15 protein-coding genes and 1 tRNA gene are annotated in these 19,825 nt (G+C 72.0%); 13 read left to right on the top strand and 3 right to left on the bottom strand.

The genetic code is table 11. The features are described from left to right. The first annotated feature begins 287 nt into the window (after positions 1-287). On the top strand, positions 288-1,703 hold the full coding sequence (locus ACF08B_RS21745; protein WP_392318848.1) for an NAD-dependent malic enzyme: 1,416 nt from the start codon (positions 288-290) through the stop codon (positions 1,701-1,703). Positions 1,704-1,993: 290 nt separating this feature from the next. Continuing rightward, positions 1,994-2,275 (top strand): HU family DNA-binding protein, encoded by a 282-nt coding sequence (locus ACF08B_RS21740; RefSeq protein WP_023550134.1) that lies wholly within the window; start codon positions 1,994-1,996, stop codon positions 2,273-2,275. A 180-nt stretch (positions 2,276-2,455) separates the two neighbouring features. On the opposite strand, the gene murA is transcribed toward ACF08B_RS21740, so the two are convergent. After that, complete coding sequence (murA, locus tag ACF08B_RS21735) at positions 2,456-3,796, bottom strand: UDP-N-acetylglucosamine 1-carboxyvinyltransferase (RefSeq protein ID WP_392318847.1); 1,341 nt, start codon at positions 3,794-3,796, stop codon at positions 2,456-2,458. Between the two features lie 278 nt (positions 3,797-4,074). On the opposite strand from murA, the gene ACF08B_RS21730 reads away from it, so the two are divergent. The 9 genes from ACF08B_RS21730 (at position 4,075) to ACF08B_RS21690 (ending at position 14,344) form a co-directional block, all read left to right on the top strand. Beyond that, positions 4,075-4,647: a YqgE/AlgH family protein gene (locus ACF08B_RS21730; protein WP_073900204.1), complete on the top strand. Its 573-nt coding sequence runs from the start codon at positions 4,075-4,077 to the stop codon at positions 4,645-4,647. A 30-nt stretch (positions 4,648-4,677) separates the two neighbouring features. Beyond that, entirely contained in the window at positions 4,678-4,968 is a 291-nt protein-coding gene (locus ACF08B_RS21725) for a DUF3039 domain-containing protein (RefSeq protein ID WP_093696521.1), read from the top strand. A 239-nt stretch (positions 4,969-5,207) separates the two neighbouring features. Beyond that, positions 5,208-6,887, top strand: coding sequence for a beta-N-acetylhexosaminidase (locus ACF08B_RS21720; RefSeq protein WP_392318846.1), 1,680 nt, complete (start codon positions 5,208-5,210; stop codon positions 6,885-6,887). Between the two features lie 224 nt (positions 6,888-7,111). Then, a complete protein-coding gene (locus ACF08B_RS21715) occupies positions 7,112-8,005 on the top strand; it encodes a xanthine dehydrogenase family protein subunit M (protein ID WP_093477304.1) in 894 nt (297 codons plus the stop codon). After that, the gene (locus ACF08B_RS21710; protein ID WP_392318845.1) at positions 8,002-9,756 is read left to right on the top strand and encodes a 2Fe-2S iron-sulfur cluster-binding protein; all 1,755 of its coding nucleotides are present in this window, start codon (positions 8,002-8,004) and stop codon (positions 9,754-9,756) included. The genes ACF08B_RS21715 and ACF08B_RS21710 overlap by 4 nt, the downstream gene beginning before the upstream one ends. Then, the gene (locus tag ACF08B_RS21705) at positions 9,753-12,062 is read left to right on the top strand and encodes a xanthine dehydrogenase family protein molybdopterin-binding subunit (protein WP_392318844.1); all 2,310 of its coding nucleotides are present in this window, start codon (positions 9,753-9,755) and stop codon (positions 12,060-12,062) included. Before ACF08B_RS21710 ends, ACF08B_RS21705 begins: the two co-directional genes overlap by 4 nt. After that, positions 12,059-12,184 (top strand): hypothetical protein, encoded by a 126-nt coding sequence (locus ACF08B_RS21700; RefSeq protein WP_256339566.1) that lies wholly within the window; start codon positions 12,059-12,061, stop codon positions 12,182-12,184. The genes ACF08B_RS21705 and ACF08B_RS21700 overlap by 4 nt, the downstream gene beginning before the upstream one ends. Before the next feature lie 210 nt (positions 12,185-12,394). Continuing rightward, complete coding sequence (locus tag ACF08B_RS21695) at positions 12,395-13,558, top strand: SUKH-4 family immunity protein (RefSeq protein WP_392318843.1); 1,164 nt, start codon at positions 12,395-12,397, stop codon at positions 13,556-13,558. Between the two features lie 117 nt (positions 13,559-13,675). Continuing rightward, positions 13,676-14,344 carry an acetate uptake transporter gene (locus ACF08B_RS21690; RefSeq protein WP_392318842.1) on the top strand — a complete coding sequence of 223 codons (669 nt, stop codon included), beginning with the start codon at positions 13,676-13,678 and terminating at the stop codon, positions 14,342-14,344. A gap of 948 nt (positions 14,345-15,292) precedes the next feature. Here ACF08B_RS21690 and ACF08B_RS21685 read toward each other — a convergent pair. Continuing rightward, complete coding sequence (locus ACF08B_RS21685) at positions 15,293-15,490, bottom strand: hypothetical protein (protein ID WP_392318841.1); 198 nt, start codon at positions 15,488-15,490, stop codon at positions 15,293-15,295. A gap of 422 nt (positions 15,491-15,912) precedes the next feature. Then, positions 15,913-15,984, bottom strand: a tRNA-Cys gene (locus ACF08B_RS21680). A 195-nt stretch (positions 15,985-16,179) separates the two neighbouring features. Between ACF08B_RS21680 and ACF08B_RS21675 the strand changes: the two genes are divergently transcribed. Both ACF08B_RS21675 and ACF08B_RS21670 read left to right on the top strand, forming a co-directional pair. Continuing rightward, positions 16,180-17,604: an MFS transporter gene (locus tag ACF08B_RS21675; protein ID WP_392318840.1), complete on the top strand. Its 1,425-nt coding sequence runs from the start codon at positions 16,180-16,182 to the stop codon at positions 17,602-17,604. Positions 17,605-17,919: 315 nt separating this feature from the next. Then, positions 17,920-19,713 carry a DEAD/DEAH box helicase gene (locus tag ACF08B_RS21670; RefSeq protein ID WP_392318839.1) on the top strand — a complete coding sequence of 598 codons (1,794 nt, stop codon included), beginning with the start codon at positions 17,920-17,922 and terminating at the stop codon, positions 19,711-19,713. Positions 19,714-19,825: the final 112 nt, after the last annotated feature.

Genomic DNA, 19,825 nt, shown 5'->3' with positions numbered 1-19,825 from the left:
CTCAGAGGGACCACTTGCCGCGAGGCGAGCATGGCGGGTCGGTGTCATTGAGCGTTCGAGAGGCCCACGTCCGATGTGACGTGGGCCTCTCCCTTTGTGTCCCGACCCCCTGGCACGGACTGATCGATTCTCGTATGGTGGAAGTCGTTTTCCGAAACCGGCCACCCCGTCGGAAGCCCTGTGTGAACAAAACGTCCGCAACCCAGGGCGACTACCGCGTACTGAGCGGTAGGTGCGACGATCGGACGGCACAATTCGCGACACGGTGAAAGCAGAGGAAGTCGGCCATGGCAACGGCGCCCAGCGTCTCCTACTCGATGACCATCCGGCTGGAGGTGCCCGCGAGCGGAACCGCCGTCTCGCAGCTCACCACCGCCGTGGAGTCCTCCGGAGGCTCGGTGACCGGCCTCGACGTCACCGCGTCCGGCCACGAGAAGCTCCGCATCGACGTCACCATCGCGGCCTCCTCGACCGCGCACGCCGACGAGATCGTCGAGAAGCTCCGCGGCATCGAGGGCGTCACCCTGGGCAAGGTCTCCGACCGTACGTTCCTCATGCACCTCGGCGGCAAGATCGAGATGGCGTCGAAGCACCCCATCCGCAACCGTGACGACCTGTCCATGGTCTACACACCGGGTGTGGCGCGCGTCTGCATGGCCATCGCCCAGAACCCCGAGGACGCCCGCCGCCTCACCATCAAGCGCAACTCCGTTGCGGTCGTGACGGACGGCTCCGCCGTGCTCGGCCTCGGCAACATCGGTCCCAAGGCCGCGCTGCCCGTCATGGAGGGCAAGGCGGCCCTCTTCAAGCGGTTCGCCGGCATCGACGCCTGGCCGATCTGCCTGGACACCCAGGACACCGACGCGATCGTGGAGATCGTCAAGGCGATCGCCCCCGGGTTCGCCGGCATCAACCTCGAGGACATCTCCGCCCCGCGCTGCTTCGAGATCGAGGCCCGGCTGCGCGAGGCCCTCGACATCCCCGTCTTCCACGACGACCAGCACGGCACGGCCATCGTCGTCCTCGCCGCCCTGACCAACGCCCTGCGGGTGACGGAGAAGGCCATCGAGAACATCCGCGTCGTGATGTCCGGTGCCGGCGCCGCCGGTACCGCCATCCTGAAGCTGCTCCTCGCGGCGGGCGTGAAGAACGCCGTCGTCGCCGACATCCACGGTGTCGTCCACGCCGGCCGTGCCGACCTGGTGGACGCCCCGGCCGACTCGCCGCTGCGCTGGATCGCCGACAACACCAACCCCGAGGGTCTCACCGGCACCCTGAAGGAGGCCGTGCGCGGCGCCGACGTCTTCATCGGCGTCTCCGCCCCGAACGTCCTCGACGGCGACGACGTGGCCGCCATGGCCGACGGCGCCATCGTGTTCGCGCTCGCGAACCCCGACCCGGAGGTGGAACCCGCGATCGCCCGCCAGACGGCGGCCGTCGTGGCCACCGGCCGCTCCGACTTCCCGAACCAGATCAACAACGTGCTGGTCTTCCCGGGTGTCTTCCGCGGCCTGCTGGACGCCCAGTCCCGCACCGTCAACACGGAGATGATGCTCGCCGCCGCCAAGGCCCTCGCCGACGTGGTCACCGAGGACGAGCTGAACCCCAACTACATCGTCCCGAGCGTCTTCAACGACAAGGTCGCGGGCGCCGTGGCCGGTGCGGTCCGCGAGGCCGCGAAGGCGGCCGGAGCGACGGTCTGACCATGTCGTGCCGTACTGTGCAGGGGCTGTGAGGATCACCACGGCGGCCCTCGCACCGGCGCGTCGTGGAACCTCTCGATGCCGGGCGCACTCTAGGGTGACGGCCGAGCAGGCGCTTTTCGTGTGACTCCCCAGGGTGTTCTCACGACTCCTACGGGTGCCGGATTGGCTTTCGCGCCGCTGGTAGGGGCAGGATGCGTCCCTGGGCGCGAGCGCATCGGCATCGCAGTGCCTCGGGCGGCTCCGCCGCGTGGCACACCCCAACGGCAAGAAAACACGGGAGTAACAACATGAACCGCAGTGAGCTGGTGGCCGCGCTGGCCGACCGTGCCGAGGTGACCCGCAAGGACGCCGACGCCGTGCTGGCCGCGTTCGCCGAGACCGTCGGCGAGATCGTCGCCAAGGGCGACGAGAAGGTCACCATCCCCGGCTTCCTGACCTTCGAGCGCACCCACCGTGCCGCTCGTACCGCGCGCAACCCGCAGACCGGCGAGCCCATCAACATCCCCGCCGGCTACAGCGTCAAGGTCACCGCGGGCTCCAAGCTCAAGGAAGCCGCCAAGGGCAAGTAGGCGCAGGCGTTCCGCTGTGGCCGCGGTCCCGGCCGAGCGCCGCGGGGCGGCTGCGGACCGGCTGAGGCCGGTCGCGCAGTTCCCCGCGCCCCCACGGGCGCACCACAGCCGAAGACGCCGAAAAGGGCGGCCCCTCCCGTCGAGGAGGGGCCGCCCTTTGCCGTTGCGCGGTGCGAACGCCTAGCCGAGCGCCTTGCCCGGCAGCTCCACCTTCGCGCCGAGCTCCATGAGCTTCTCCATGAAGTTCTCGTAGCCCCGGTTGATCAGGTCGATGCCGTGGACGCGCGAGGTGCCCTCGGCCGCGAGGGCCGCGATGAGGTACGAGAAGCCGCCGCGCAGGTCGGGGATGACCAGGTCGGAGCCCTGGAGCCGGGTCGGTCCGGAGACGACCGCGGAGTGCAGGAAGTTGCGCTGGCCGAAGCGGCAGTCGGAGCCGCCGAGGCACTCGCGGTACAGCTGGATGTGGGCGCCCATCTGGTTCAGGGCGGAGGTGAAGCCCAGCCGGGACTCGTACACCGTCTCGTGGATGATGGACAGGCCCGTGGCCTGGGTCAGGGCCACCACCAGCGGCTGCTGCCAGTCGGTCTGGAAGCCGGGGTGCACGTCCGTCTCCAGCGCGATGGACTTCAGCTGGCCGCCCGGGTGCCAGAAGCGGATGCCCTCGTCGTCGATCTCGAAGGCACCGCCCACCTTCCGGTAGGTGTTCAGGAACGTCATCATCGAGCGCTGCTGGGCGCCGCGGACGTAGATGTTGCCGTTGGTCGCGAGAGCCGCCGACGCCCAGGACGCGGCCTCCAGCCGGTCCGACAGGGCGCGGTGGGTGTAGCCGCCGAGCTTGTCCACACCGGTGATGCGGATCGTGCGGTCGGTGTCCATCGCGATGATCGCGCCCATCTTCTGCAGTACGCAGATGAGGTCCTCGATCTCCGGCTCGACGGCCGCGTTGGACAGCTCGGTCACGCCCTCGGCCAGGACGGCCGTCAGCAGCACCTGCTCCGTCGCGCCGACGGACGGGTAGGGCAGCCGGATCTTCGTGCCGCGCAGCCGCTGCGGGGCCTCCAGGTACTGGCCGTCCGCGCGCTTCTCGATCGTCGCGCCGAACTGGCGCAGCACGTCGAAGTGGAAGTCGATGGGCCGGCCGCCGATGTCGCAGCCGCCGAGGCCGGGGATGAAGGCGTGGCCGAGGCGGTGCAGCAGCGGGCCGCAGAACAGGATCGGGATCCGGCTGGAACCCGCGTGGGCATCGATGTCAGCCACGTTGGCGCTCTCGACGTGCGTCGGGTCGAGCACCAGCTCGCCGGGTTCCTCGCCCGGACGGACCGTCACCCCGTGCAGCTGGAGCAGGCCGCGCACGACCCGCACGTCACGGATGTCGGGAACGTTGCGCAGGCGGCTCGGCTCGCTGCCCAGCAGGGCGGCGACCATGGCCTTCGGTACGAGGTTCTTCGCACCGCGGACACGGATCTCGCCCTCCAGCGGGGTTCCGCCGTGGACAAGCAGGACATCGTCGTTGACGGTCATGAATCTCGCGTTCCGATGAGTTGGGCAGGGGCCGGCCGATCACTGTGCGCAGAGGCCGGGAAGACAGGGTAATCGCCGATTACCCCCCGTCCGTAAGCCCAAGGGCGGCCCAGTCGCGTCATAGCTGTGTCACAACACGAACCGTTCCCAATCGGACACATGGGGTCACCGGCGCGTCGGCGTACGCCGGGACCGCGTCCGCACGCCCTGAGCTGCCTTCACTCCCGCGACCCCGATTGGCTCCCCACGCCGGGGGAAGATGCGGGATCATGTCTGGCATGACCGAGGTGTCCTCGCTCACAGGGCGGCTGCTCGTGGCCACGCCGGCCCTGGCGGACCCGAACTTCGACCGCGCGGTCGTGCTGCTTCTCGACCACGACGAGGAGGGCTCCCTCGGTGTCGTCCTGAACCGTCCCACCCCGGTGGACGTCGGCGACATCCTGGAGGGCTGGGCGGACCTGGCCGGCGAGCCGGGAGTGGTCTTCCAGGGCGGCCCGGTCTCGCTGGACTCGGCGCTCGGTGTCGCGGTCATCCCGGGCGGCGCGGGCGGCGACCGCACGCCCCTCGGCTGGCGCCGGGTGTACGGCGCCATCGGCCTGGTCGACCTGGAGGCCCCCCCGGAGCTGCTCGCCTCGGCCCTGGGCTCCCTGCGGATCTTCGCCGGATACGCCGGCTGGGGGCCCGGTCAGCTGGAGGACGAGCTGGTCGAGGGCGCCTGGTACGTGGTCGAGTCCGAGCCGGGTGACGTCTCCTCGCCGGCCCCCGAGAGACTGTGGCGCGAGGTGCTGCGCCGCCAGCGCAACGAGCTGGCGATGGTGGCCACGTATCCGGACGACCCTTCGCTCAACTGATGCGTGTGAGCTTTCAGTACCCTGGGCGGTATGAGCACTCTTGAGCCCGAGCGCGGGACTGGTACGGGGACCCTCGTAGAACCGACGCCGCAGGTGTCCCACGGCGACGGCGACCACGAGCGCTTCGCCCACTACGTCCAGAAGGACAAGATCATGGCGAGCGCCCTCGACGGGACCCCCGTCGTGGCGCTCTGCGGCAAGGTCTGGGTGCCGGGCCGCGACCCGAAGAAGTACCCCGTGTGCCCCATGTGCAAGGAGATCTACGAGTCCATGGGCAGTGGCGGCGACGACAAGGGCAAGGGCAAGGGCGGCGACAAGTAGTCCCGCCGCCCGCCCGAGGTCTCCGCGGGCCCCCGGGGCGCGTTCGCACGCGCCCCGGGGGCCTTCGCGTTTTCCGGTCCCAAGTGGTGGAGACCTCTTGTCGGTGGGTTCCCGTAGTCCCTAGCCTCCCAGGTGTTGTGCATGGCGAAACAGCCATTGCGCATACTGCAACGGCACGTGGTCATGTGCCGGCCCGCGACGCCTGGTGCCGGGGCCGGACGGAGCGGTGAAGGACGGACATGGTGGATGCGATTCCTTACGAGCTGTTCCACGGCTTCGACGTGGGGCTCGTCCCGGCGCCCGGCCGCCTCTCCGCCGCGCTGCCCGGCGGCGGCCAGGGGTGTGTCATCGACGCGGGGACGGGGATCGAGGCGAGTGCCGGCACCGAGCGGGTCGCGCGGTGGCTGCGTACGACCGTCGGCGCGGCGACCGGATGTCCGCTGGCTCCGCACGCCGGCGAGGGCACGCGCGTCCGGCTGCGGATCGTCCCGGCCCTGGCCGCGGAACTCGGCAGCCCCGAGGCGTACCGGATGACGGTCGACGGCCAGGGCGTCGCCATCGACGGAGCCGGTGAGGCGGGGGTGTTCTGGGGTGCCCAGACCTTCCGTCAGCTGCTCGGCCCCGACGCCTTCCGCCGGGCGCCGGTCTCGGCGCGGGACGCCTGGGAGCTGCCCGCCGTCACCGTCGCGGACGCCCCCCGTTTCCGGTGGCGCGGGCTCCTCCTCGACGTGGCCCGGCACTTCATGCCCAAGGAAGGCGTGCTGCGCTACCTGGACCTGATGGCCGCCCACAAACTCAACGTCCTCCACTTCCACCTGACGGACGACCAGGGCTGGCGCATCGAGATCAAGCGCCGTCCGAAGCTCACCGAGACCGCCTCCTGGCGCGCGCGGACGAGATTCGGTCACCGCGCCTCACCCCTGTGGGAGGAGAAGCCGCACGGGGGTTACTACACCCAGGACGACATCCGGGAGATCGTCGCCTACGCCGCCGAGCGGCACATCACCGTCGTCCCGGAGATCGACGTACCGGGCCATTCGCAGGCCGCCATCGCCGCGTACCCGGAACTCGGCAACACCGACGTCGTCGACACCGCCGCCCTCACCGTCTGGGACGACTGGGGCATCTCCTCGAACGTCCTGGCCCCCACCGACACCACACTGCGTTTCTACGAGGGGGTGTTCGAGGAGATCCTGGAAATGTTCCCGTCGGAGTTCGTCCATGTCGGCGGCGACGAGTGCCGCAAGGAGCAGTGGAGCGCGTCACCGGCCGCCAAGACCCGCATGGCGGAACTCGGCCTGGCCGACGAGGAGGAGCTCCAGTCCTGGTTCATCGGGCACTTCGACGCGTGGCTGTCCGCGCGCGGACGCCGCCTCATCGGCTGGGACGAGATCCTGGAAGGCGGCCTCGCCAAGAACGCGGCCGTGTCCTCCTGGCGGGGCTACGCGGGCGGTGTCGCCGCCGCCCGCGCCGGTCACGACGTCGTCATGTGCCCCGAGCAGTACGTGTACCTGGACTACCGTCAGGCCCCGGGCGAGGACGAGCCGGTGCCCATCGCCTACGTGCGCACCCTGGAGGACGTCTACCGGTTCGAACCCGTTCCCGCCGGGCTGACCGAGGAGGAGGCCGGACACGTCCTCGGCACCCAGGCGAACGTCTGGACGGAGGTGATGGAGGACAGTGCGCGCGTGGACTACCAGACCTTCCCGCGCCTCGCGGCCTTCGCCGAGGTGGCCTGGCGGTCGCTGCCCGCCCCGGCGGAACGGGACTTCGCGGACTTCGAACGCCGGATGACCTCCCACTACCGGCGACTTGACGCCCTCGGGGTCGCCTACCGACCGCCGACCGGGCCGCTGCCGTGGCAGCGGCGCCCCGGTGTGCTCGGCCGTCCCCTCGAGGGGCGGCCCCCGAACACGTAAGGGGAAAAGGGCTCAAGCGTCACCGAAGAGAGGCAATCCTCCCGCACCGGTGATGCCGTGCGAAAACGGACCATCTCCTCGATGAGGTGGGCGAATGCCTCCTAGCGGACCCCCGCGTTCGGGCCTCGCGAAGATGTGCCAGAGTTGCCACGTCCGCCCTGTGAGCACGTACCGTACGGCCACACAGGTGGGACCAGGTGGGGCATCGGGAAGGGGCAGCCGGTTTGACCACGCACGCACCGCAGGCGGCGCAGGCCGTCACGCTGCCCACGACGCTGGACGAGGCCGTGGCGGCCCTCACCGCCATGCCCGCCGCGGTCCCCGTCGCGGGCGGCACGGATCTGATGGCCGCCGTCAACTCCGGACAGCTCAGGCCCGCCGCCCTGGTGGGCCTCGGCCGGATCAGCGAGATCCGCGGCTGGCAGTACCAGGACGGCCACGCGCTGCTCGGCGCGGGACTCACGCACGCGCGCATGGGCCGCCCCGACTTCGCGGCCCTGATCCCGGCGCTCGCCGCCGCCGCGCGCGCCGCCGGCCCGCCGCACATCCGCAACGCGGGCACCCTGGGCGGCAACATCGCCTCGGCCGCCCCCACCGGGGACGCGCTGCCCGTGCTGGCCGCCCTGGAGGCGACGCTGATCATCGCGGGCCCGGGCGGAGCCCGCCGGGAGATCCCGGTGTCGCACCTGCTGGCCGGCGTGGAGATGCTGCAGGGCGGCGAACTCATCGGCTACGTGCGCGTGCCGCTGCTGCACGCCCCGCAGGTCTTCCTGAAGGCGACCGGCCGCACCGGACCGGGCCGCGCGGTCGCCTCCGTGGCCGTCGTCCTCGACCCCGCCCGGCGCGGTGTGCGCTGCGCGGTCGGGGCCATAGCGCCGATGCCGCTCAGGCCGCTGGAGGCCGAGGAGTGGGTCGCGCGCCTCATCGACTGGGACAACGACCGTGCGCTCGTCCCCGAGGCGCTGAACGCCTTCGGGGAGTACGTCGCCGCGGCCTGCATCCCTGACCCGGCCCCCGAGCCCGACGGCTCGGTGGCACCGCTTCCGCCCGCCGTACTGCACCTGCGGCGCACCGTCGCCGCGCTGGCCCGACGAGCACTGGGGAGGGCACTGTCGTGACCGACGACCAGCACGGAGAGGGCACGTCCCAGGGCGGCGGACGCTGGAACCCGCTGCCCCAGGGCGACTACGACGACGGCGCCACCGCCTTCGTCAAGCTCCCCGAGGGCGGCATCGAGGCCCTGCTGTCCGGCGACAGCCCGCTGGCGGCACCCGGTCACGGCTATGTGCCGCCGCAGATAACGGTCGCCCCCGGGACTGGCGACCCCGCCGCCACCGGCACCTGGGCGACGCCCGACGGCGGCGACCGGTGGCCCGACCCGAACGCCGCGGACCCGGCACAGGCCCCGGACCCGGACGACCGGTTCACCTACCGGCCGGGCGCCACGCAGCACTGGACCTTCGAGGAGCCCGCCCCGGCCGGCCCCGGGCACGACGTCACCGGACAGTGGTCCATCCCCGTCGCCGGCGGCGACCTCCCGGACGAGTCCGGCGAGTTCACCACGTCCTCCCTGGTCGAGCAGTGGGGCGGCGGCGCGCCGGCCACCCTGCCCGGCGGCGCGCCCGCGCCCTGGGCGACGGACGGCGCGGGCACGGCCTGGGCGCAGCCCGGCCCGCAGGCCCCGGCTGAGCCCGACCACACCGGCGCCCACCCGGCGGGCCCCGCGCCCGCGACCGACGGATACGTCCCCGAGGTCCCGGCGGAGCGGTACGGCCTCGACGCGGCCGCGCGGCACCCCGGCCACCCCGGCACGGGCCGGGACGACCTGCCCGCCCAGGCCGCGCCTTCCGCCGGCCCGGCAGCGGACGCCCACGACCCCGCGGAGGGCCCTGAACGCCCCGCTGACGGCCCGACAGGTCACGAGGACCCCGGAGCCCCGGCCGACGCGCCGCAGGCCGCCACGGCGGCGGATGCGGCCGACGCCGTGGACGCCGACGCCGCGGACGTCACCGACGCCCCCGAGGGGCCGGCCGACACGCCCGCCCCGGCCGAGGACTCTCCCGCGTCCCCCGGGGACGCCGCCGAGGACGCGGCCGCCGAGTCGCTCCCGCCGCACGACGACCACCCCCTCGCCTCCTACGTCCTGCGCGTCAACGGCGCCGACCGGCCCGTCACCGACGCGTGGGTCGGCGAGTCCCTGCTGTACGTCCTGCGGGAACGGCTCGGCCTCGCGGGCGCCAAGGACGGCTGCTCGCAGGGCGAGTGCGGCGCCTGCAACGTGCAGGTCGACGGGCGCCTGGTGGCCTCCTGCCTGGTCCCGGCGGTCACCGCGGCCGGCAGCGAGGTGCGCACGGTCGAGGGCCTGGCCGCCGACGGACGGCCCTCCGACGTGCAGCGCGCGCTCGCCCGGTGCGGTGCCGTGCAGTGCGGCTTCTGCGTGCCCGGCATGGCGATGACCGTGCACGACCTGCTGGAGGGCAACCCGGCGCCCACCGAGCTGGAGACCCGGCAGGCCCTGTGCGGCAACCTGTGCCGCTGCTCCGGCTACCGGGGCGTCCTGGACGCCGTCAAGGAGGTCGTCGCCGAACGCGAGGCCACGCACGCCGGCGCCGGGGCGGACCCCGACGAGGCGCGCATCCCGCACCAGGCGGGCCCCGGCTCCGGAGGCGTCCACCCGTCGGCGTTCGAGGCACCGGGCGCGTTCGGCACCCCGCACACGGCTCCCGGCGGCTACGGCGACACCCAGGGCGGCTACGGCGACGGCCCGGACGGCTACGGCGACAGGCCGGACCCGTACGACGCGCCGGACCCGTACGGCACGCAGGGCCCGCACGACCAGCACTACGGCCAGGACGGAGGCCAGGCGTGAGCAACGAAGCCGGCATCGCGACCACCGCCGCGGAACCCGCCCCCGCGCCCGATCCGTTGCCGCACGGCATCGGCGCCTCCCTGCCGCACGCCGACGCCCGCGCCAAGACCGAGGGCACCTTCCCCTACGCGGCCGACCTGTGGGCCGAGGGCCTGCTGTGGGCGGCCGTGCTGCGCTCCCCGCACGCGCACGCGCGCATCGTGTCCATCGACACCTCCCACGCGCGCGAGATGCCCGGCGTGCGCGCCGTCGTCACCCACGAGGACGTGCCCGGCACCCCCCGCCACGGCCGGGGCGTCCCCGACCGGCCGGTGTTCGCCTCCGAGGTCGTACGGCACCACGGCGAGCCCATCGCGGCCGTCGCCGCCGACCACCCGGACACCGCGCGCATGGCCGCCGCGGCCGTCATCGTCGAGTACGAGGTGCTCGATCCGGTCACCGACCCCGAGCAGGCCTTCGAGGCCGAGCCGCTGCACCCCGACGGCAACCTGATCCGGCACATCCCGCTGCACCACGGCGACCCGGAGGCGATCGGCGAGGTCGTCGTCGAGGGCCTGTACCGCATCGGCCGCCAGGACCCCGCCCCCATCGGCGCCGAGGCCGGCCTCGCCGTGCCCCGCCCCGACGGCGGTGTCGAGCTGTATCTGGCCTCCACCGACCCGCACGCCGACCGCAACACGGCGGCCGCCTGCTACGGCCTGTCCCCCGATCAGGTGAAGATCGTCGTCACCGGCGTTCCCGGCGCCACCGCGGACCGCGAGGACCAGGGCTTCCAGCTCCCCCTCGGGCTGCTCGCGCTCAGGACCGGCTGCCCGGTGAAGCTCACGGCGACCCGCGAGGAGTCCTTCCTCGGCCACGCCCACCGCCACCCCACCCTGCTCCGCTACCGCCACCACGCCGACGCCGAGGGCAGACTGGTCAAGGTCGAGGCGCAGATCCTGCTCGACGCGGGCGCGTACGCCGACACCTCCGCCGAGTCCCTGGCCGCCGCCGTCTCCTTCGCGTGCGGCCCGTACGTCGTCCCCAACGCCTTCATCGAGGGCTGGGCGGTCCGCACCAACAACCCGCCCTCCGGCCACGTCCGCGGCGAGGGCGCCATGCAGGTGTGCGCCGCCTACGAGGCCCAGATGGACAAGCTGGCGAAGAAGCTGGGCCTGGACCCGGCCGAACTGCGCCTGCAGAACGTCCTCGCCACCGGTGACGTGCTGCCGATCGGGCAGACCGTGAGCTGCCCGGCGCCGGTCGCCGAACTCCTCCAGGCGGTACGCGACTTCCCGCTGCCGGCCCTGCCGAAGGACACGCCCGAGGACGAGTGGCTGCTGCCCGGCGGGCCCGAGGGCGCGGGCGAGCCGGGCGCGGTGCGCCGGGGTGTCGGCTACGGCCTCGGCATGGTGCACATGCTCGGCGCGGAGGGCGCCGACGAGGTGTCCACGGCGACGGTCAAGGTGCACGACGGGATCGCGACCGTGCTCTGCGCGGCCGTGGAGACGGGCCAGGGCTTCACCACCCTCGCCCGGCAGATCGTCCAGGAGACCCTCGGCATCGAGGAAGTCCACGTGGCCCCGGTCGACACCGACCAGCCGCCGGCCGGCGCGGGCTGCCGGGGCCGTCACACCTGGGTGTCGGGCGGTGCGGTGGAGCGCGCGGCGAAGATGGTCCGCACCCAGCTCCTGCAGCCGCTGGCACACAAGTTCGGCATGTCGACGGAGCTGCTGCAGATCACGGACGGCAAGATCACGTCGTACGACGGGGTGCTGTCGACCACCGTCACGGAGGCGATGGAGGGCAAGGAGCTGTGGGCCACCGCCCAGTGCCGCCCGCACCCCACCGAGCCGCTGAACGCAGCCGGGCAGGGTGACGCCTTCGTGGGCCTCGCGTTCTGCGCGATCCGCGCGGTGGTGGACGTCGACATCGAACTGGGTTCGGTACGGGTGGTGGAGCTGGCGGTCGCCCAGGACGTGGGCCGGGTCCTCAACCCGGCGCAGCTGACGGCCCGGATCGAGGCGGGCGTGACACAGGGCGTGGGCATCGCCCTCACCGAGAACCTGCGCACCCCGCGCGGGCTGGTCCGCCACCCCGACCTCACCGGGTACGCCCTGCCGACCGCCCTCGACGCACCGGACATCCGGATCGTGAAACTGGTCGAGGAGCGGGACGTGGTCGCCCCCTTCGGCGCCAAGTCGGTCAGCGCGGTCCCGGTGGTCACGGCGCCGGCGGCGATCGCCTCCGCCGTCCGCGCGGCCACCGGCCGGCCGGTCAACCGCCTTCCCATCCGCCCCCAGGCCGCGGTCGTGACGGCGCAGTGAGTGCCGAGGACGGCGAGCCGCGCTACGAGCCCCCGCCCGGCGTGGGCAAGTTGGTGCTGCTGATCCTGCTGTTCACCCTGGCGGCGCTGGCCGTCGTGCTCGGCGGCATCTACTTCACCTGAGCCCGGCGCGGCCGTGGACACCGTGCGAGGGGAACGTCGCCGGGCCGTCCCGCGTCTCCCACTTCGTGAGGGCCGTTGTCAGTGGGGCGGCGTAGTGTGCCGAGCAGTGGGGACACCCGCCGGGCACGGCCGTCGACGGCGCCGTGACCGACGCCGTCTCCCCGCGGGCACGGACGCACAGGCACCGAGGGCGCAGATCGCGGGGGAGCGATGGGCACGACCGACGCCGGGACGACGGCGATCACGCTGACCGAGGCGGAGCTGGACCGTTACGTCACGCATGCGCCGACGCGCGGCCTGCTCGCGGGTCCCGGCCTGCCCGCCCGCACGGACGTACTGACCTTCTCGCCGCTGCGCACGCACGGCCTGCGCACGCTCGCCGACGCCGCCGGCGGTCCCTTCCACCTGGCGGAGGAGCTGCGCGGCCGCCTGGTGATCGGCGAACTCCTCGACCCGGCCGGCACGGCGCGCGAGTCGATCCTGCTCGACGGCGTCACGGGCGAGGTCACGACGGCCCGCCTTCCCGACCCGTCCGGCTCCCGGCCGTTCGCCCCCTCACTGGACACGCTCCTGCGGTTCGCCGCCGTCACCGAGGAACTGGCGGGCCTGCGCGGCCGGTTCGCCTCCCTGGCGGGCCGGTACGGCCCCCGGGCGGTGGCCGAGGCATCCCGCCGGCTCCTCGCGCTCTTCGAGGAGGGCACGGACGGCAGGGTCCCGCCGTACTGGAAGGCGGCGGCGCTGATCCGCCCCCTCGCGCTGGTCGCGGGCCCCGGCACGGTGTCCGGCCTCACCCTGGAGATGCCGGGCCGCGTCCTGGAGCAGGAGTTCGGCCACGGCCGGGTGGTCCGGTTCGAGGAGGTCGACCTCCCGGTGACGCTCACGCACGAGCCGACCCGCCGCTTCCTGCGCGAGACGGGCCTGCCGGAGCAGGCGGTCCTCTTCCACGCCGACACGGACGGCCCGCTGCCGACCCTGCGCGAGTACGTCACCGGGGAGCACGGCGATCGTCCGGGCGAGTTGTGCGAACTCCCGGCCCACAGCGACCACTTGATCCGCCTGGGCCGTCTGGCCGAGGAGAACAGCCTGGTACTGGACGGCAGGACCGGCGCGGTCCTGACCTTCAGCGAGCCGGAGGCGTCGCTCAACCCCCTCAACACCGACGTCTCGACCCTCGCCTTCACCCTGTGGCTGCTGCACCACGAGCGCACCATCGACGGGCACCTGGGCCACGAGCTGACGACGGCCGCCTACGACCAGCTGGCCGCGGCCATGATCCACACCCTGGCGTCCGTGGACCCCACGGGCACCCTCCAGGACTCGACCTGGCACTACTGGACCGACCTCTTCCGCGACGAACCCGGCGGAGTGCTCTGAAGCACCCACGCACCGCACATCGCCTGAGTCACGCACGCCTACCAGTAGGGCAAATGGGTACACAAGTGGCATAAGTGGAGAGCAGTCACTCCCTGTGACGTCGAAGGGATGCGGGTCATGAACGACCAGAGGACGAGCCGCCCCTCGGAGCAGCCACACGCGCGGACGCCGCACCCCGCGGTCGCGGGCGATCCCGCCCCGCTGGGCCTGGCGGGCTTCGCCCTGACCACGCTGCTGCTGTCCGTGATCAACACGAACCTGCTCAAGGAATCCGCCGCGGTCATCCCGGTGCTGGCACTCGCCCTGTTCTACGGTGGCCTGGCCCAGTTCGCCGCCGGCCTGTTCGAGTTCCGCCGCGGGAACACCTTCGGTGCCACGGCGTTCGTCTCGTACGGCGCCTTCTGGCTGTCCTACTGGTGGCTCGCGCCACGCCTGGAGATCGCCGGCGGTGCCCACAACGCGCTGGGGCTGTTCCTGCTCGGCTGGGGCATCTTCACCGCCTTCATGGCCGTCGCCGCGCTGCGCGTCAACCTCGCCGTGCTGGCGGTGCTCGTGCTGCTGACGATCACCTACGTCCTCCTGGCCGTCGGTGCCTTCCAGACCGGGGCGCCGCCGCACACGGTGACACAGGTGGGCGGCTGGTTCGGCATCGCCACGGGACTCGTCGCCTGGTACGCGTCGGCGGCCACGGTCATCAACGACACCCATGGCCGCCCGGTACTGCCCGTCGGCCCACGAGGGCCGAACCGCACGTCAGAGGCCGTGGCGGGAATCGAACCCACGTAACTCGCTTGGCGGGGTTGTCCGGGCTGGTCAGCGCATGATCCGGACTCGTTCGTCCGGGGCCAGACCCGTCCGGACCCTGCGTCCGTCGGGGTCGGGTGAACTGGCCGGTACCGTCATGGACGACGATGAATAAGACGGGAACTGAGACGGCCGTTGCTGCCCAGTCGCCTGCCTACCCTCGACGTTGTAGCGTCGAAAGTGGATGTCATCCAATACACATCACTGCAACACCGTTGACAGTGAGGGGATGCATGCCATGCTCAAACGAGCAGAATACCTTCTTGCGGTCGCCATCATGGCGGCAACAGCAATCACGAATGGACCTTCGGCCTCTGCGGCCGCTGCCGATTACGTGAGCCAATGCAGCACGGAGCGCGACATCCTCCGCACAACCGATGGACAACCGATCATTTCCGTGACGTCCTGCATAGTGGTCTGGTCGAATGGATCGTGGGAGGCGTCAGTAATCGGGAGGAACCGCCTCAGCGTTCCGGTGATTGGATTCGCGAAAGTCGCCGCAGTGTCGACAACGTTCCGTAACGGCTACAGCTTCCAATCCTTCAGACTGCCAGCCGCCCCATCCACTGCCTTCAAGCTGGTCACGCAGACCGGGAGCGCAAACGCGACTCGCATGCAAATCCGAGCCTTCGGCACCGCCTTTCCTCTCAGCGTAAGCGGGCCTCACGTCAACCCGATCTCTCCCTACGTAGCTTGGCCATTCGCACAGGGCCAGGGATGAGCCCGGCCCGCCTTGCAGGGAGGGCAGATCCGTACGGCGTCCACCATGTGCTGATACCGGGCGGCCAGGGCCGTGGTCGACCAAGGCAGTCCCATGACAGCCCGCTCGGGAACGCCCAGAATGAGGAATGGCCTGATCCGGAAGCCGGCCGGCGATAGGTGAGTTCGCGTGGAGGGCCGCCCCGGAGTCTTGGGCTCCGGGGGCCGCGGCTACTTACCTTGCTTGCGTCGCAGGCTGAGCGGGTGCCGATCCAAGAAGTCGGCGGCATCAGCCCGTCGCTGCGCGTCTGAGTGCAGCAGGTTGACGAAGACGGCCAGCAAGTAGGCGATGAGATACACGAGCACCACGCTGACAGCGATCAGCACGGGCGCCCGGGCCATCATCTCGGACAGAACGGCGCTGGTCACAAGGACTCCTCCTGACCAGACCCGGTACATGGGGTAGTCCGGTGTCTGACCGAAGCCGCATGGGGTCCCGGGCAGGAGTGGTTCTCGATCTCGACGACGGACACCGCTCCGCTTCTGGCCCGCTTGGCAGCGGTTCGCATGCCCTTTCACAGAGTGTGCCGGTCGACACCAAGTCCTGACTGTCACGCTAAGTGTCAACTCGAAAACTCCACAAGGGATCCGGGTAGTTCGCCGAGGGCGCGTGAGGAGCGTCATGGGGCGCACTCGTTCAGTCCCGCACGCCGGATCGGTAAACCGAGAGCAAGAGGACTGCGATCGCCACGGGTTCGCCGGGTGCTCGTATGGTCAAACTGAGACGGACGCACTTACGGGCGGCACCCGTTCGGGATGCCGCCCGTATGTAGTGCCTGGTCAGCAAGTAGAGGCCGTGGCGGGATTCGAACCCACGTAACTCGCTTTGCAGGCGAGCCCCTGAACCACTCGGGCACACGGCCGTGTCGGGCATCTCTCGTGCCGGACTCGGTGGAATGACCGTACGGGCCCGGCGGATGGGGGCTCAAGGGGAAACCGCAGGCTGCAACAGGGCCGCCATGCCGCGTTCATGAAGCGGGGGTGTACGACCAAGGTCGCAGGCGCGGTCGGACCACCGACAGGGGTCAAACCCTGCTGCGGGCCTTACGCTGACGGCCATGAGTGCCCTTGAATCCCGTGACGCCGCCGTCGTGGACCAGGCCGTCGAGCAGCGTGCCGGCGTGCTGAGCCGGTCCTACCGGGCGCTCAGTGTCGGCATCGTCTCCGTCGTGCTGCTGATCGCCTTCGAGGCGACCGCCGTCGGCACCGCGATGCCCGTCGCCGCGCGCGAGCTGGACGGCGTGGCGCTGTACGGCTTCGCCTTCTCGGGATACTTCACGACCAGCCTGTTCGGGATGGTCGCCGCCGGTCAGTGGTCCGACCGCAAGGGCCCGCTCGGGGCGCTCACCACGGGCATCGGCGCCTTCGCCGCGGGACTCGTCGTCGCCGGGACCGCACACGTCATGTGGGTGTTCATCCTCGGACGGGCGGTCCAGGGCCTGGGCGGCGGGCTGGTCATCGTCGCCCTGTACGTCGTCGTCGGCCGGGCCTACCCGGAACACCTGCGCCCGGCGATCATGGCCGCGTTCGCCGCCGGCTGGGTCGTACCGTCCATCGTCGGCCCCCTCGCCTCCGGCGCCGTCACCGAGCACCTGGGCTGGCGCTGGGTCTTCCTCGGCATCCCGGCCCTCGTCGTGTTCCCGCTCGCCCTCGCGCTGCCGCAGATACGGCGGCGGGCGTCCGGACCGGTCGACGCGTCGGCCGGCGCCGTCCCCCTCGACCGCCGGCGCATCCGGCTCGCCCTCGCCATCTCCCTCGGCGCCGGACTCCTCCAGTACGCCGCCCAGGACCTGCGCCCCCTCTCCCTCCTCCCCGGCCTGGCGGGCACGGCCCTCCTCGTGCCCGCTGTCCTCGGGCTCCTCCCGCGCGGCACCTGCCGTGCCGCCCGCGGCCTGCCCTCCGTCGTGCTGCTGCGCGGGCTGTCCGCAGGGTCCTTCATCGCCGCGGAGTCCTTCGTCCCGCTGATGCTGGTCACCCAGCGCGGGCTGTCCCCGACGCTCGCCGGGTTCTCGCTGGCGGCGGGCGGCGTCACCTGGGCGCTCGGCTCCTGGGTGCAGTCCCGGCCACGCGTGACGCCGTACCGGGAGCGGCTGACGACCGGCGGGATGGTGCTGGTCGCGGCGGCGATCGTGGCCGCGCCGAGTGTGCTGCTGCCCGCCGTGCCGGTCTGGACCGTCGCCGTCGCCTGGGCCTTCGGCTGCTTCGGGATGGGCCTGGTCATCTCCTCCACCAGCGTGCTCCTGCTGCGGCTGTCCGCCCCCGAGGAGGCCGGTGCCAACTCGGCCGCGCTCCAGATCTCCGACGCCCTCTCCAACGTCGTGCTCCTGGCGGCGACCGGCGCGGCCTTCGCGGCCCTGGGCGGCGGCACGGCGGCCGCGGCGGCCCACGCCACCCGCCCCGCCGCCTTCGCGGCCGTCTTCCTGCCGACGGCGGCCGTGGCGCTCGTGGGCGCGTGGGTGACCCGGCGGCTGCGGGAGCGGTGAGCGCCGGACGGGCCTTCCTCTTTCCTCTGCCGTCGGGGCGGCCCCCCTCCTTCCGCCGTCCGAGCGGGTCGTCCTCCGCCGCCGACGGGCCGGCGCCGGTGCGGCCGACCGGGCCGGCGCGTACTGCCTGGTCATCGACGGGGGCTTCGGCGACCCGGTGACGTACCGCGGATCACGGAGCGTCCGCGGCGGTTGTGACGTGGGTCCCACCCGCGGGCGACCCGGCCTCGTCCGGGCGTTGACGGGGGTGGGCCGCCGGTAGGGTGGCCCGGTTGTCATACGTAGCCGAGCCGCCCTACCCCCTCCACGGAGACCGTGACTACCACCGCCGCCACCTCCTCCCACCACCTTTCCCCCGCCTTCCCGGGCCGGGCCCCCTGGGGTACCGCCAGCAAGCTGCGCGCCTGGCAGCAGGGTGCGATGGAGAAGTACCTCCAGGAGCAGCCGCGTGACTTCCTCGCCGTCGCCACGCCCGGCGCCGGCAAGACGACCTTCGCGCTGACGCTCGCCTCCTGGCTGCTGCACCACCACGTGGTGCAGCAGGTGACCGTGGTCGCGCCGACCGAGCACCTGAAGAAGCAGTGGGCGGAGGCGGCCGCGCGGATAGGGATCAAGCTCGACCCCGAGTACAGCGCCGGGCCGCTCAGCAGGGAGTACGACGGGGTCGCCGTCACGTACGCCGGCGTCGGCGTGCGCCCGATGCTGCACCGCAACCGGGCGGAGCAGCGCAAGACCCTCGTCATCCTCGACGAGATCCACCACGCCGGTGACTCGAAGTCGTGGGGCGAGGCCTGCCTGGAGGCGTTCGAACCGGCGACCCGTCGGCTCGCGCTCACCGGTACGCCGTTCCGGTCCGACACCAACCCCATCCCCTTCGTCACGTACGAGGAGGGGAACGACGGGATCCGGCGGTCCGCCGCCGACTACACGTACGGCTACGGCAACGCCCTCGCCGACCACGTCGTCCGGCCGGTCATCTTCCTCTCCTACAGCGGCAACATGCGGTGGCGCACGAAGGCCGGCGACGAGATCGCCGCGCGGCTCGGCGAGCCGATGACCAAGGACGCCGTCAGCCAGGCCTGGCGGACCGCGCTCGACGCACGCGGCGAGTGGATGCCCAGCGTGCTGCGCGCCGCCGACCAGCGGCTGACCGAGGTCAGGAAGGCCATCCCGGACGCCGGTGCCCTCGTCATCGCCTCCGACCAGGAATCCGCGCGCGCCTACGCCAAGCTGATCCGCGAGATCACCGGCACCAAGGCCACCCTCGTGCTGTCCGACGACACCGGTGCCTCGAAGCGGATCGACGACTTCAGCGCGGGCAACGACCGGTGGATGGTCGCCGTGCGCATGGTGTCCGAGGGCGTCGACGTACCGCGGCTCGCGGTCGGTGTGTACGCGACGACGATCTCCACACCGCTGTTCTTCGCGCAGGCCGTCGGGCGTTTCGTGCGGTCCCGGCGGCGCGGCGAGACCGCGTCGGTGTTCCTGCCGACCGTGCCCGACCTGCTGACCTTCGCCAACGAGATGGAGAAGGAACGGGACCACGCCCTCGACAAGCCGAAGAAGGAGGGCGAGGAGGACCCGTACGCCGAATCCGAGAAGGAGATGGAGGAGGCGAACAAGGAGCAGGACGAGGACACCGGCGAGCAGGACATGCTGCCCTTCGAGGCGCTGGAGTCCGACGCCGTCTTCGACCGGGTCCTCTACGACGGCGCCGAGTTCGGCATGCAGGCCCACCCGGGCAGCGAGGAGGAGCAGGACTACCTCGGGATTCCGGGACTGCTGGAGCCGGATCAGGTGCAGATGCTGCTCCAGAAGCGGCAGGCACGGCAGATCGCGCACAGCCGGAAGAAGCCGGACACCGAGGCGGACCTGCTGGAGCTGCCCGCCGAGCGGCGGCCGGTGGTCTCGCACAAGGAGCTGATGGAGCTGCGCAAGCAGCTGAACACGCTGGTCGGCGCCTATGTGCACCAGAGCGGCAAGCCGCACGGTGTCATCCACACCGAGCTGCGGCGGGTGTGCGGGGGACCGCCGAGCGCGGAGGCCACGGCGGGACAGCTGCGGCAGCGGATCGACAAGGTGCGGGAGTGGGCCACCCGGATGCGGTGAACCGCCCGGCACCGGCGTCCCGGTTCCGACGGTCCGCCCGCATACCGGTCACCCTGGTTCCGGTGGCCCGACGGTCCTGGTGAGGCGACCGCCCGACGGCCCCCGATGACCC

This window comes from Streptomyces sp. NPDC015139, assembly GCF_043079785.1.
Lineage (GTDB): Bacteria > Actinomycetota > Actinomycetes > Streptomycetales > Streptomycetaceae > Streptomyces > Streptomyces albidocamelliae.
Note: the sequence above shows the minus strand (reverse complement) of the source record. Positions and strands in the feature narration are given on the sequence as shown.

Bases quoted from the DNA above. Each gene is read 5' to 3' on its own strand.
- ACF08B_RS21675 (WP_392318840.1), top strand. From the start codon at position 16,180: ATGAGTGCCCTTGAATCCCGTGACGCCGCCGTCGTGGACCAGGCCGTC.
- ACF08B_RS21725 (WP_093696521.1), top strand. From the start codon at position 4,678: ATGAGCACTCTTGAGCCCGAGCGCGGGACTGGTACGGGGACCCTCGTA.
- ACF08B_RS21730 (WP_073900204.1), top strand. From the start codon at position 4,075: ATGACCGAGGTGTCCTCGCTCACAGGGCGGCTGCTCGTGGCCACGCCG.
- ACF08B_RS21745 (WP_392318848.1), top strand. From the start codon at position 288: ATGGCAACGGCGCCCAGCGTCTCCTACTCGATGACCATCCGGCTGGAG.
- ACF08B_RS21690 (WP_392318842.1), top strand. From the start codon at position 13,676: ATGAACGACCAGAGGACGAGCCGCCCCTCGGAGCAGCCACACGCGCGG.
- ACF08B_RS21720 (WP_392318846.1), top strand. From the start codon at position 5,208: ATGGTGGATGCGATTCCTTACGAGCTGTTCCACGGCTTCGACGTGGGG.
- ACF08B_RS21695 (WP_392318843.1), top strand. From the start codon at position 12,395: ATGGGCACGACCGACGCCGGGACGACGGCGATCACGCTGACCGAGGCG.
- murA (WP_392318847.1), bottom strand. From the start codon at position 3,796: ATGACCGTCAACGACGATGTCCTGCTTGTCCACGGCGGAACCCCGCTG.
- ACF08B_RS21740 (WP_023550134.1), top strand. From the start codon at position 1,994: ATGAACCGCAGTGAGCTGGTGGCCGCGCTGGCCGACCGTGCCGAGGTG.